5 protein-coding genes and 1 tRNA gene are annotated in these 13,484 nt (G+C 68.5%); 5 read left to right on the plus strand and 1 reads right to left on the minus strand.

Features of this window, described 5'->3' with window-relative positions; translation table 11 throughout:
* Positions 1-107: 107 nt before the first annotated feature.
* Positions 108-770 carry a DegT/DnrJ/EryC1/StrS family aminotransferase gene (locus tag AQJ67_RS15700; protein ID WP_062719388.1) on the plus strand — a complete coding sequence of 221 codons (663 nt, stop codon included), beginning with the start codon at positions 108-110 and terminating at the stop codon, positions 768-770.
* A gap of 76 nt (positions 771-846) precedes the next feature.
* Positions 847-922: transfer RNA gene (locus tag AQJ67_RS15705), tRNA-Thr, on the plus strand.
* A gap of 58 nt (positions 923-980) precedes the next feature.
* Here the strand turns inward: AQJ67_RS15705 and AQJ67_RS15710 are convergent.
* Positions 981-3,725 (minus strand): SpoIIE family protein phosphatase, encoded by a 2,745-nt coding sequence (locus AQJ67_RS15710; protein ID WP_062719389.1) that lies wholly within the window; start codon positions 3,723-3,725, stop codon positions 981-983.
* A 378-nt stretch (positions 3,726-4,103) separates the two neighbouring features.
* Between AQJ67_RS15710 and AQJ67_RS15715 the strand changes: the two genes are divergently transcribed.
* The 3 genes from AQJ67_RS15715 (at position 4,104) to AQJ67_RS15725 (ending at position 13,409) form a co-directional block, all read left to right on the plus strand.
* Entirely contained in the window at positions 4,104-9,578 is a 5,475-nt protein-coding gene (locus AQJ67_RS15715; protein ID WP_107122889.1) for a HAMP domain-containing protein, read from the plus strand.
* 244 nt (positions 9,579-9,822) lie between these two features.
* Positions 9,823-10,503: a response regulator gene (locus tag AQJ67_RS15720; protein ID WP_062719391.1), complete on the plus strand. Its 681-nt coding sequence runs from the start codon at positions 9,823-9,825 to the stop codon at positions 10,501-10,503.
* Between the two features lie 161 nt (positions 10,504-10,664).
* Positions 10,665-13,409, plus strand: a complete 2,745-nt coding sequence (locus AQJ67_RS15725) for a DNA translocase FtsK (protein WP_062719392.1) — start codon at positions 10,665-10,667, stop codon at positions 13,407-13,409.
* The last annotated feature ends 75 nt before the right edge of the window (positions 13,410-13,484 follow it).

Raw genomic sequence — 13,484 nt, forward strand, 5'->3', positions numbered from 1 at the left:
AAAAGGGTTGGTCCCGGAACTTCGGTTCCGGGACCAACCCTTTTTTGTTGTGCGTCACCTGAAGTTCACGTTGCGCAACCAACATCCCCCGTATGGGTACTGCTGCAATGCTCAGGGCCGCCGGCGTCGGAGTCGGTGATGAGGTTGTCGTACCGGCCTTCGGGAACGTCGAAGTCGCCGAGGCTGTGGTCCTGGCCGGGGCGCTGCCGGTCTTCGCGGACATAGATCCGCTGACGTACTGCCTGGAGGCCGCCGCTGTGGAGGCGGTCGTGACTCCGCGGACGGCGGCCGTCGTCGCCGTACACCGATTTGGTCGGTCGGCCGATATCGCGCGGTTGCATGGGATCGGCCAGCGGCATGGGCTGTTGGTGTTGGAGCAGGGCGAGTCCGAGGTTCCGTACGACGAGATTGCTCAGCGCAGGCAGCGGGCCTCGTATCTGGACGCGAAGTTGAAGGGTGTGCAGACGCCCGATGGTGGTGACGGGCACACCTATCAGCAATATGTCGTGCGGGTGCTGGGGAATGGGCGCCCGGATCGCGATGCCTTCGCCCGTGCCGTGCGGGCCAAGGGTGTTGAGTGTCGAGTGCCGGTGAAGACGCCTGTGCATCGGCTGCCTGAATATCGGCGCTGTGTGGCGCTGCCGGAGACCGAGCGGGCCGCTGATGAAACGTTGGCTCTGCCCGTCGATGCCGCTCTGACCAAGCGGGATATGCAGCGGATCGTGTCCGCCTGCAACGCGCTCGGAGGGCTGCTCCAGCCGGCCTTCTGATGGGTTTGGGAGCACGGGTGTGTTCGGGGTATGATCTATTCCGTTGCCGCGAGGGGAACTTCGCAAAAGGCAGCAGGCCCCTATAGCTCAGTCGGTAGAGCGTCTCCATGGTAAGGAGAAGGTCAACGGTTCGATTCCGTTTGGGGGCTCCACACAGAAGGCCCCGCCCATTTGGGCGGGGCCTTTCTCATGCCCTTCTTCCCCTCTTCGTCAGTCCTTGTGGATGCCCGGGACGCGCATCGCCAGGATGGCCATGTCGTCGGACGGGGCGTCCGAGGCGAAGCGTTCGACCGCGCGCATGATGCGGGCCGCCACCGCGCCTGCCGTGAGGCCCGTGCAGGTCGTGAGGACGTCGGTGAGGCCGTCGTCGCCCAGCATGCGGCTGCCCTCGCGGCGTTCGGTGACGCCGTCCGTGACGCACAGCAGGACGTCGCCGGGGTCGAGGGTGACCGTCTGCTCGTAGAGCTCCAGGTCTTCCATGACGCCGAGGAGCGGCTGGGGTTCGGCGGCCGGTTCGACCGTGCCGTCCTGGCGGAGGCGGAGGGGGAGCGGGTGGCCGGCGCAGACCACCTTCAGTTCGGCGCTGCCGTCCTCCTGGGGCCTCAACTCGCCGTAGAGGAGCGTCAGGAAGCGGCTGCGGGCGCCCTCGTCCAGGATCGCGGAGTTCAGGCGCTCCAGGACCGCCGGGCCGCTGAGGCCCTCGCGGGCGAGGAGTCGGAGCGCGTGCCGGGCCAGGCCCGTGACCGCCGCGGCGTTGGGGCCCGTACCGCAGACATCGCCGATGGCGAAGCCGTAGGCGCCGTCGCTGATCGGGAAGAGGTCGTAGAAGTCGCCGCCCACCTCGTTGCCCTCGCCGGCCGCGCGGTAGATGACCTCTACCTCGACGCCGGCGATCTCGGGGAGCTCGGGCGGCAGGAGGCTGCGCTGGAGGGACTGGCTGATGGCGGTGCGCTCGGAGTAGAGGCGGGCGTTGTCGAGGGCCAGGGCGGCCCTTCGGGAGAGGTCCTCCGCCAACTCCAGGATTTCCTGGCGGAAGTGTTCGTCCGTCGGTTTGCCGAGGGTCAGCATGCCGATGACGCGGTTGCGGGCCACCAGCGGCAGGACGACCGTCTCGCCGCCGACTGCGGACGCCGTGGCCAGCGTCGGGCCGATGCCCGCGCTGATGCGTCCGATGGGCTCGCCGAGGCCAAGGCTGCGCATGGAGGTGCGCAGGGCCGCCTGGTGGGCCGACTCAGCGGGAGCGGACCAGACGCGGGCGCCCGGGGTGGGGACCGGGTCCGGTGGGGCGATCTTCGACAGCAGGGACTTAATGCCGTCGATGAGTTCCTCGTCCTCGTGGAGGACGTAGGACAGGTAGGGCTCGGAGGCCTGGTCGGCGATCGTGTAGACCGCGCACCAGGTGGCCAGGGTCGGGACCGTCATCTGGGCCATGAGAGCCAGGGTCTGGTCGCGGTCCAGGGTGCCGGCGAGGAGGTCGGAGGCTTCGACGAGGAAGCTGAGGGAGCCGCGGCGCAGGCGTTCCAGTTCGCCGAGGCGGGCGGATTCCACCGCGAGCGCGATGCGGTCGGCGGCGAACTGGAGGCGCAGCGCCTCCTCGTTGGAGTATCTGTTGGGGGCCTCGGCGGCGACGCCGAGGGAGCCGGTGAGGCGGCCCTCGACCTTGAGGGGGACCGTGACGACCGAGCGCATGCCGGTGCCCCTCAGCAGGGGGACGGCGCCGGGGACCATGGTGAGGTCCTCGTGGACGGCCGGCATGCGGGCCGAGCCGTAGCGGCCGGGGCCGGCTTCGACGGGCACGCGCGCGAAGCGCTGGCGGGCCGAGGGCAGGCCGGTGGAGGCGCGGACCTCCAGTTCCGTCTCGTCGTCGGTCGCGAGGAGCAGGAACGCGGAGTCGCCGTCCAGCATGTCGCGGGCGCGTTCGACCGTGCGCTGAAGGAGGCCGTCGAGGTCGTCCGGGGCCGGAGAGCCGATGAAGACCTCGAACGGGTCGGTGCTCTGCGCGTCGGAGGAGGTGTCGGAGGCCGGGATGCGCAACGGGGTCTGCAGGACCGCGCGTTCGTGGTCGCGGACCAGGAGGCAGACCGTGGAGGGTTCGCCTCCTGTGTCGCGGACGCGGAGGTGGGAGGCGTAGACCGGCGTGACGCGGCCGTTGGCGGCCCTTATGCCGTAGCTGCCTTCCCAGCGGGAGAGTTGGAGTGCCTCGGCGATGCCCGTGCTGGTGCCCGGTGTGTGCGGCCAGGCCGCGAGGTCGGTCAGGGGCTTCCCGGTGACCTGCTCCGCGGCATAGCCGAAGAGATCCTCGGCGTCCTCGTTCCAGGACGAGATGGCGCCCGTACGGTCGATCTGGACCACTGCGACGCGGACGCGGCCGTCGGCGAGGGGGAGGAGGTCGGAGGGCAGGGACGGGCCTGCGGCGCGTGTGCCCACGGGGCGTTCGGGAAGGTCCAGTTGGAACCAGACCTGCTTGTGGGTGGGCGTGTACTCGACGCCCCAGCGTCCGGACAGGGCCGCGCACAGCTGGAGGCCGCGGCCGCCCTCGCGGTCGGGGCTGCCCATGTTGACGGGGGAGCCCTGGAGGGGGATCTCGCGCTCCGGATACCGGTCGGCCACCTCGATCCGTACACCGTCGTCACTGCGCAGACACAGAACGTCCGCGGAAGTGCCCGCGTGAACGACGGCGTTGGTCACCAGCTCGCTGGTGAGGACGACGGCGTCGTCGACGATGTCGGCGAAACCCCACCCCTGGAGGGTGTCGCGAACGAACGAGCGGGCGCTCGCCACCGATCGCCCGACGGGATCGAAGCTGGCTGCCGCGCGCGCGGTGATCACAGAACTCCTCGGCCGGTTGTCGACGTGCAGGGCTCCGAGGCCGACCGGCTCGCGCCGCTGCTGCGGCATCTGCGTGCCCGTCGGCCGGTCCGGGGGTTGTCCCCCCGGGATCAGTCCGGTGGTCATGTCCGGCTGTCCCTCCGATGCCCGCTCGTACTCCTCCTGTCACCGCCCAGGCCGGACGGGACCGGCACGGCTGGACAGCCGCATGCAAGGTTACTTACCTTCGCCGTCCATGCGGATGCCGGTCTGCAGTGTTTCCGTCCGGAGGGTGTGCGGACGATGTGCGAAGCTGCCGAACTGTTATGGCCGGGTTCAGCCAGGGTGAAACACTGGGCAAGCTTCTTGTGAAGGTCCGGGCAGGCTGGGTGACATTCGCGTACCGCGGGCAGCAGCCCGTGGAGTGGCCTGGTATATCCGGCAGGAATACCCAGCAGTAACGGGTACGCCGAGCGGTAGCACCCGAGCACAGCAGTAACGGTCGACCCCTGCGGGAGGGACACAGTGGAGTCTGGCGCAGCGACGCGGGGCACTAAGACGCGCGCGAAAGGCGGACAGTCCCTGAGGAACGAACGCAAGACGCAAGGCGGTACCACTGCGGTGGACACGGCTGCCCTGAACCGGCTGCTGGCGGCCCTGGTGTCGATGCGGGACGGGAACTTCCGGAAGCGGCTCACGGTGTCCGGGGACGGCGTGATGTCGGAGATCGCCGCCGTTTTCAACGAGGTGGCCGACCGCAATCTCCACCTCACGGGTGAGTTGTCGCGGGTACGGCGCATGGTGGGACGTGAGGGCAAGCTCACGGAACGGCTGGAGACGGGTGCCTGTGAGGGCTCCTGGTCGACCGCCATCGACAACTCCAACGCGCTCGTCGACGACCTCGTACGGCCCGTCTCCGAGGTCGGCCGGGTGCTGTCCGCGGTGGCCGAGGGTGATCTGTCGCCGCGCATGGAGCTGCGGACGCAGGCACCGGACGGGACCGGGCATCCGCTGCGGGGTGAGTTCCTCAAGGTCGGGCGGACTGTAAACAACCTTGTCGATCAGCTGTCGACGTTCACCGACGAGGTCACGCGCGTGGCCAGCGAGGTGGGGACCGAGGGCAAGCTCGGCGGGCAGGCACGCGTGCGTGGCATGTCGGGTTCGTGGAAGGACCTCACGGACTCGGTCAACACGATGGCGTACCGGCTGACGGCCCAGGTGCGGGACATCGCGCTCGTGACCACGGCGGTCGCCAAGGGTGATCTGTCGCGGAAGGTCACCGTGCACGTGGCCGGCGAGATGCTGGAGCTGAAGAACACCGTGAACACGATGGTGGACCAGCTGTCGTCCTTCTCGTCCGAGGTGACGCGAGTCGCGCGGGAGGTCGGTACCGAGGGCGAGCTGGGTGGTCAGGCACAGGTGCCGGGTGTGGCCGGCACGTGGAAGGACCTCACCGATTCGGTGAACCTCATGGCCGGCAACCTGACGGCGCAGGTACGGGGGATCGCCCAGGTGACGACGGCGGTCGCCAACGGTGACCTGTCGCAGAAGGTCACGGTGTCGGCGCGCGGCGAGGTCGCGCAGCTCGCCGACACGATCAACCAGATGACCGAGACGCTGCGGATCTTCGCGGACGAGGTCACGCGCGTGGCCAACGAGGTCGGCGCCGAGGGCCGACTCGGTGGCCAGGCGAACGTGCCGGGTGCGGCGGGGACATGGAAGGACCTGACGGACTCGGTCAACACGGCGTTCCGGAATCTCACCGGACAGGTGAGGGACATTGCCGCCGTCACGACGGCCGTGGCCAACGGTGATCTGTCGCAGAAGGTCACCGTGGACGTCTCCGGCGAGATGCTGGAGCTGAAGAACACCGTGAACACGATGGTGGACCAGCTGTCGTCGTTCGGTTCCGAGGTCACGCGCGTGGCGCGTGAGGTCGGTGTCGAGGGTGAGCTCGGCGGGCAGGCACAGGTGCCGGGTGCGGCGGGGACGTGGAAGGACCTGACGGACTCCGTCAATACGGCGTTCCGGAACCTCACCGGACAGGTGAGGAACATCGCGCAGGTGACCACGGCCGTGGCCAACGGTGATCTGTCGCAGAAGGTCACCGTGGACGTCTCCGGCGAGATGCTCCAGCTGAAGAACACCGTGAACACGATGGTGGACCAGCTGTCGTCGTTCGCCGACCAGGTCACGCGCATGGCCCGGGACGTGGGCACCGAGGGCCGGCTGGGCGGGCAGGCGGTCGTACCGGGTGTGGCGGGTACGTGGAAGGAGCTCACCGACTCCGTCAACGGAATGGCAGGAAACCTTACGGCCCAGGTGCGCAACATCGCGCAGGTGACCACCGCCGTGGCTCGGGGTGACCTGTCGCAGAAGATCGACGTCGATGCGCGCGGTGAGATTCTGGAGCTGAAGAACACCATTAACACGATGGTCGACCAGCTCTCCGGATTCGCCGACCAGGTGACCCGGGTGGCCCGTGAGGTGGGTACCGAGGGCCGTCTCGGCGGGCAGGCGCAGGTACCCGGCGTCGCCGGTGTGTGGCGGGACCTGACCGACTCCGTGAACGGAATGGCAGGAAACCTTACGGCCCAGGTGCGCAACATCGCGCAGGTCGCCACCGCGGTGGCCCGAGGTGACCTGTCGCAGAAGATCACCGTGGACGCGCGCGGCGAGATCCTGGAGCTCAAGAACACGCTGAACACGATGGTGGACCAGCTGTCGTCGTTCGCGGAGGAGGTCACCAGGGTCGCCCGCGAGGTGGGCACGGAGGGACAGCTCGGTGGTCAGGCCGAGGTGCAGGGTGTCTCCGGCACCTGGAAGGACCTCACCCAGTCCGTGAACTTCATGGCGAACAACCTGACCATCCAGGTGCGTCAGATCGCCGAGGTCACGACCGCGGTCGCCAAGGGTGACCTGTCGAAGAAGATCACCGTCGACGCCAAGGGCGAGATCCTCGAACTCGTCACGACCGTCAACACGATGGTCGACCAGCTGTCCAGCTTCGCCGAGCAGGTGACCCGCGTGGCCCGTGAGGTGGGCACCGAGGGCATCCTGGGCGGCCAGGCGCATGTGCCGGGTGTCACGGGCATCTGGAAGGACCTCAGCGGCAACGTCAACCTGATGGCCAAGAACCTGACCATGCAGGTGCGGAACATCTCCCAGGTCGCGGCGGCCGTCGCCAACGGAGACCTGACGCGGACGGTGACGATCGAGGCGCGCGGCGAGGTCGCGCAGCTCGCCGACACGTTCAACACGATGGTGAAGACGCTGAGTTCGTTCGCCGACCAGGTCACCAAGGTGGCCCGCGAGGTGGGTACGGACGGCATCCTCGGTGGTCAGGCGCATGTGCCGGGTGTGGCGGGCACGTGGAAGGACCTCACCGAGTCCGTGAACCAGATGGCGTCCAACCTGACCGGACAGGTGCGGAACATCGCCATGGTCACGACCGCCATCGCCAAGGGGGACCTGACCAAGAAGATCGACATCGACGCTCGGGGCGAGATCCTCGAGCTCAAGACGACGATCAACACGATGGTCGACCAGCTGTCGTCCTTCGCCGAGGAGGTCACCCGAGTCGCCCGTGAGGTGGGCACGGAAGGACAGCTCGGCGGCCAGGCACGCGTGCGTGACGTCGACGGCACCTGGCGCGACCTCACCGAGTCCGTGAACGAAATGGCAGGAAACCTTACTCGGCAGGTGCGAGCCATCGCGCGCGTGGCGACCGCGGTGACTCGAGGCGACCTGAACCTGAAGATCGACGTCGACGCGTCCGGCGAGATCCAGGAGCTTCAGGACTACATCAACAAGATGATCGCCAACCTGCGCGACACCACGATCGCCAACAAGGAGCAGGACTGGCTCAAGGGCAACCTCGCCCGGATCTCCGCGCTGATGCAGGGCCGCCGGGATCTGGAGGACGTGGCCTCGCTGATCATGAGCGAGCTGACGCCGGTGGTGACCGCGCAGCACGGGGCGTTCTTCGTCGCGATGCCGCTCCTGGACGGCAAGGACCTGGCGGCCGAGAGCGAGGACCAGTACGAGCTGCGGATGCTCGGGTCGTACGGCTACTCGATGGGTTCCATGCCGACGTCCTTCCGGCCGGGTGAGGCGCTGATCGGGACGGCCGCCGAGGAGAAGCGCACGATCCTGGTGGAGAACGCGCCCAGCGGCTATCTGAAGATCTCCTCCGGGCTCGGCGAGGCGCCGCCCGCGCAGGTGATCGTCCTTCCGGTGCTGTTCGAGGGCAAGGTGCTCGGCGTGATCGAGCTGGCCTCCTTCACGCCGTTCACGCAGATCCAGAAGGACTTCCTCAACCAGATCGCCGAGATGATCGCGACCAGCGTCAACACGATCTCGGTCAACACCAAGACCGAGGTGCTGCTGAAGCAGTCGCAGGAGCTGACCGAGCAACTCCGCGAGCGGTCGGCCGAGTTGGAGAACCGGCAGAAGGCCCTCCAGGCGTCCAACGCCGAACTGGAGGAGAAGGCCGAGCTGCTGGCCCAGCAGAACCGGGACATCGAGGTGAAGAACACCGAGATCGAGGAGGCGCGGCAGGTCCTGGAGGAGCGTGCCGAGCAACTCGCGGTCTCCATGCGCTACAAGAGCGAGTTCCTCGCCAACATGTCGCACGAGCTGCGTACGCCGCTCAACTCCTTGCTGATCCTGGCCAAGCTGCTCGCCGACAACGCCGAGGGCAACCTCTCGCCGAAGCAGGTCGAGTTCGCCGAGACGATCCACGGCGCGGGCTCGGACCTGCTCCAGCTGATCAACGACATCCTGGACCTGTCGAAGGTCGAGGCGGGCAAGATGGACGTCTCGCCGACGCGTATCGCGCTCGTCCAGCTCGTGGACTACGTGGAGGCCACCTTCCGGCCGCTGACCGCGGAGAAGGGCCTGGATCTGTCCGTACGGGTCTCTCCGGAGTTGCCGGCCACGCTGCACACCGATGAGCAGCGGCTGCTGCAGGTGCTGCGCAACCTGTTGTCGAACGCGGTGAAGTTCACCGACTCCGGGTCGGTGGAGCTGGTCATCCGGCCCGCCGGGATGGACGTGCCGCAGAAGATCCGGGAGCAGTTGCTGGAGGCCGGTTCGCTGACCGAGGCGGACGCGCCGCTGATCGCGTTCTCCGTGACCGACACCGGCATCGGGATCGCGGCCAGCAAGATGCGGGTGATCTTCGAGGCGTTCAAGCAGGCGGACGGCACGACCAGCCGCAAGTACGGCGGTACGGGTCTGGGGCTGTCGATCTCGCGGGAGATCGCCCAGCTGCTCGGCGGGGAGATCCACGCGCAGAGCGAACCGGGGCGTGGCTCGACGTTCACGCTGTATTTGCCGCTGCACCCGAGCGAACTGCCTCCGCACGGCTACCAGCAGCAATTGCCGCCCTTGGACGCGGGCGCCCTGGTGGCCTCGGCAGCCGAGCTCGCGGAGCTGGCCGACGTGGAGGTCGAGACGCCGGCGGAGGTGCGGTCGTACCGGGAGACGCAGAACGGCGCCGCGGCGCTCTTCAGGCGCCGCCGCAGGGCGGCGAGCGAGCTGGAGCAGCGGCCGGCGCAGCAGGAGCAGTGGTCGCCGGCGGAGCCGGCCGCGGCGCCGCAGTCCCGCCCGGGCATCCGGTTCGGCGGCGAGAAGGTGCTGATCGTCGACGACGACATCCGTAACGTCTTCGCGCTGACCAGTGTCCTGGAACAGCACGGCCTGTCCGTGCTGTACGCGGAGAACGGCCGAGAGGGCATCGAGGTCCTGGAGCAGCACGACGATGTCGCGGTTGTCCTGATGGACATCATGATGCCCGAGATGGATGGGTACGCCACGACTACGGCGATCCGCAGGATGCCGCAGTTCGCCGGGCTCCCGATCATCGCGCTGACCGCCAAGGCGATGAAGGGCGACCGGGAGAAGGCGATCGAGTCGGGTGCATCTGATTATGTGACCAAGCCGGTCGATCCTGATCATCTGCTGGCGGTGATGGATCAGTGGATGAGGGAGCAGTGACCGGAGCCGACAGTGTTCACGCGGAGTTGCTGACTCAGTGTGCTCGAGGCCGTGTAGAAGTGCGGGATTCGGGGAACCTTCTGGTCTCCTGCTGCGTTTCTGCTACGTGCACAGTGACATCGCGGTGACAGGGTGTGGCGACAGGCGGGGTGCGGCTACCATGACCGGCACGAGGGCGGGCGGCGTAAGGGAGTCGTCCCCTGGGGCGGAGCCCGGTGCACTGCCGGGGCGAGGAGGGCGGGCCATGGTGCAGAAGGCCAAGATCCTCCTGGTCGATGACCGGCCGGAGAATCTGCTGGCGCTGGAGGCGATCCTCTCTGCGCTCGATCAGACCCTGGTGCGGGCATCGTCCGGGGAGGAAGCGCTCAAGGCACTTCTGACGGACGACTTCGCGGTCATTCTGCTGGACGTCCAGATGCCGGGAATGGACGGTTTCGAAACCGCGGCGCACATCAAGCGGCGGGAACGGACCCGGGACATCCCGATCATCTTCCTCACCGCGATCAACCACGGCCCGCATCACACCTTCCGGGGTTACGCGGCGGGCGCGGTGGACTACATCTCCAAGCCGTTCGACCCGTGGGTGCTGCGGGCGAAGGTCTCGGTGTTCGTCGAGCTGTACATGAAGAACTGCCAGCTGCGTGAGCAGGCGGCGCTGCTGCGGCTCCAGTTGGAGGGCGGCGGCAAGGCCGCGGGCGGCGACTCGAAGGAGCCGGCCGGGCTGCTGGCCGAGCTGTCGGCGCGGCTCGCCGCCGTCGAGGAGCAGGCCGAAGCGCTGTCCAAGCAGCTCGACGACGAGTCGGCGGACGCGGCCGCGGTGGCCACGGCGGCCCATCTCGAACGCAAACTCACGGGGTTGCGGCGGGCGCTGGACGCGCTGGAGCCGGGCACCGGGAGCACGTCCTCGGTCACCTCGCAGAACTGACATCGAGGGGGGCGCGTGTTGACGCGCGCCGTCTCGGGGCCGACCGGCGTGTGACCGGTCCGTGAACCGGCGTCAGTTCGCCGCCTCCGCAAGGGCGACACGAACGGGTGAAGCAGTAGGCACACGTGTCCGCTGCCGTCTCCACCGGTAACCTCACACCCATGGCCTCACGTCCCTCCGCAGCCAAGAAGCCGCCCGCGAAGAAGGCGGCCGCTTCCGCGAAGGCCCCGGCGAAGAAGGCCGCTGCCAAGAAAGCCCCCGCGAAGAAGGCGCCGGCCAAGAAGGCCGCGGCGAAGAAAGCCGCGCCCCCGCCCAAGCCGGCGCCCAACCCCACCGGGGGCATCTACCGGCTCGTGCGCGCCGTCTGGCTCGGGCTGGCGCACGCGGTCGGCGCGGTGTTCCGCGGCATAGGGCAGGGCGCGAAGAACCTCGACCCGGCCCATCGCAAGGACGGCATCGCGCTGTTGCTCCTGGGCCTGGCGCTGATCGTCGCCGCCGGCACCTGGTCCAATCTGCGCGGCCCCGTCGGCGACCTCGTCGAGATCATCGTGACCGGTGCCTTCGGCCGGCTCGACCTGCTCGTGCCGATACTGCTCGCGGTCATCGGCGTACGGTTCATCCGGCACCCCGAGAAGCCCGAGGCCAACGGTCGTATCGTCATCGGCCTGTCCGCGCTCGTCATCGGCGTGCTCGGCCAGGTCCACATCGCCGTCGGCTCGCCGGCCCGCAGTGACGGCATGCAGGCCATAAGGGACGCCGGCGGCCTTATCGGCTGGGGTGCGGCGACCCCGCTGACGTACACCATGGGCGAGGTCCTCGCCGTACCGCTGCTCGTGCTGCTCACGATCTTCGGGCTGCTGGTCGTCACGGCCACGCCGGTCAACGCCATCCCGCAGAGGCTGCGGCTGCTGGGCATCAAGCTCGGCATCCTGCCCGACCCGGACGAGGACGACGACGAGGTCACCGAGGACGACCTGCGCTACGACGACCAGTGGCGCGAGGCTCTGCCCGCGGCGCGCGGCCGTAAGCGCCGCCCGGCCCCCGAGGCGTACGACCCCGACAGCGCCGAGCAGGAGGCCCTCTCGCGGCGTCGCGGCCGTCCGAGGCGCTCCGCGGTGCCACAGCCCGAGATGAACCGTCCCATGGACGCTGTGGACGTCGCAGCGGCCGCCGCTGCCGCGCTCGACGGAGCCGTCCTGCACGGGATGCCGCCGTCGCCGATCGTCGCCGACCTCACCCAGGGCGTCAGCGTGGGCGACCGCGCGGAGACCACGCCGGTGCCGACGCCGGTCCCGGCCGCGCGGCCCAAGCAGGAGAGGCTCCCCAAGAGCGAGGTCGCGGACCTGACCAAGGCCGAGGTCCCGGACCTCACCAAGGCCGCGCCCGACGAGGCCCGCGACCTGCCTCCGCGCGCCGAACAGCTCCAGCTGTCCGGCGATATCACCTACTCGCTCCCGTCGCTCGACCTCCTGGAGCGCGGCGGTCCCGGCAAGTCGCGCAGCGCCGCCAACGACGCCGTCGTCGAGTCGCTCACCACCGTCTTCACCGAGTTCAAGGTCGACGCCCGGGTCACCGGCTTCACGCGCGGGCCGACGGTCACGCGTTACGAGGTCGAGCTCGGGCCCGCCGTGAAGGTCGAGCGGATCACCGCGCTGACGAAGAACATCGCGTACGCGGTCGCCAGCCCGGACGTGCGGATCATCAGTCCGATCCCCGGCAAGTCCGCGGTCGGCATCGAGATCCCCAACACCGACCGGGAGATGGTCAACCTCGGTGACGTGCTGCGTCTCGCGGCCGCCGCCGAGGACGACCACCCGATGCTGGTCGCGCTCGGCAAAGACGTCGAAGGCGGCTACGTGATGGCCAACATCGCGAAGATGCCGCATGTGCTGGTTGCCGGTGCGACCGGTTCCGGTAAGTCGTCGTGCATTAACTGCTTGATCACTTCGGTGATGATGCGGGCGACTCCGGAGGACGTCCGGATGGTCCTCGTCGACCCCAAGCGCGTCGAGCTCACCGCCTACGAGGGCATCCCGCACCTGATCACCCCGATCATCACCAACCCCAAGCGGGCCGCCGAGGCGCTCCAGTGGGTCGTACGGGAGATGGATCTTCGCTACGACGATCTGGCGGCGTACGGATACCGGCACATCGACGACTTCAACGAAGCCGTGCGGGTCGGCAAGGTGAAGGCGCCGGAGGGCAGTGAGCGCGAGCTCCAGCCGTATCCGTACCTGCTGGTGATCGTCGACGAGCTCGCCGACCTGATGATGGTCGCCCCGCGTGACGTCGAGGACGCGATCGTGCGCATCACGCAGCTCGCGCGCGCGGCCGGCATCCACCTGGTGCTCGCCACGCAGCGGCCGTCGGTCGACGTCGTCACCGGTCTGATCAAGGCGAACGTCCCCTCAAGGCTCGCGTTCGCCACGTCGTCGCTCGCGGACTCGCGGGTCATCCTCGACCAGCCCGGCGCCGAGAAGCTGATCGGCAAGGGCGACGGGCTGTTCCTGCCGATGGGCGCCAACAAGCCCACGCGTATGCAGGGCGCGTTCGTGACCGAGGAGGAGGTCGCGGCCGTCGTCCAGCACTGCAAGGACCAGATGGCGCCCGTCTTCCGGGACGACGTCACCGTGGGCACCAAGCAGAAGAAGGAGATCGACGAGGAGATCGGCGACGATCTCGATCTGCTGTGCCAGGCGGCCGAGCTGGTGGTCTCCACGCAGTTCGGGTCGACGTCCATGCTCCAGCGCAAGCTGCGGGTCGGGTTCGCCAAGGCAGGGCGGCTGATGGACCTCATGGAGTCGCGGGGCATCGTCGGACCGAGCGAGGGTTCCAAGGCTCGTGACGTTCTTGTGAAACCTGATGAGCTGGACGGCGTGCTCGCCGTGATCCGCGGGGAGGCTTAAAGGGAGTCCGGGGCGGAAACGGGACGCAGTGATCGCCTTGCGGACGGGTGGGTGACGGGTCGATGTCCGATCGTG

Source organism: Streptomyces caeruleatus (genome assembly GCF_001514235.1).
Lineage (GTDB): Bacteria > Actinomycetota > Actinomycetes > Streptomycetales > Streptomycetaceae > Streptomyces > Streptomyces caeruleatus.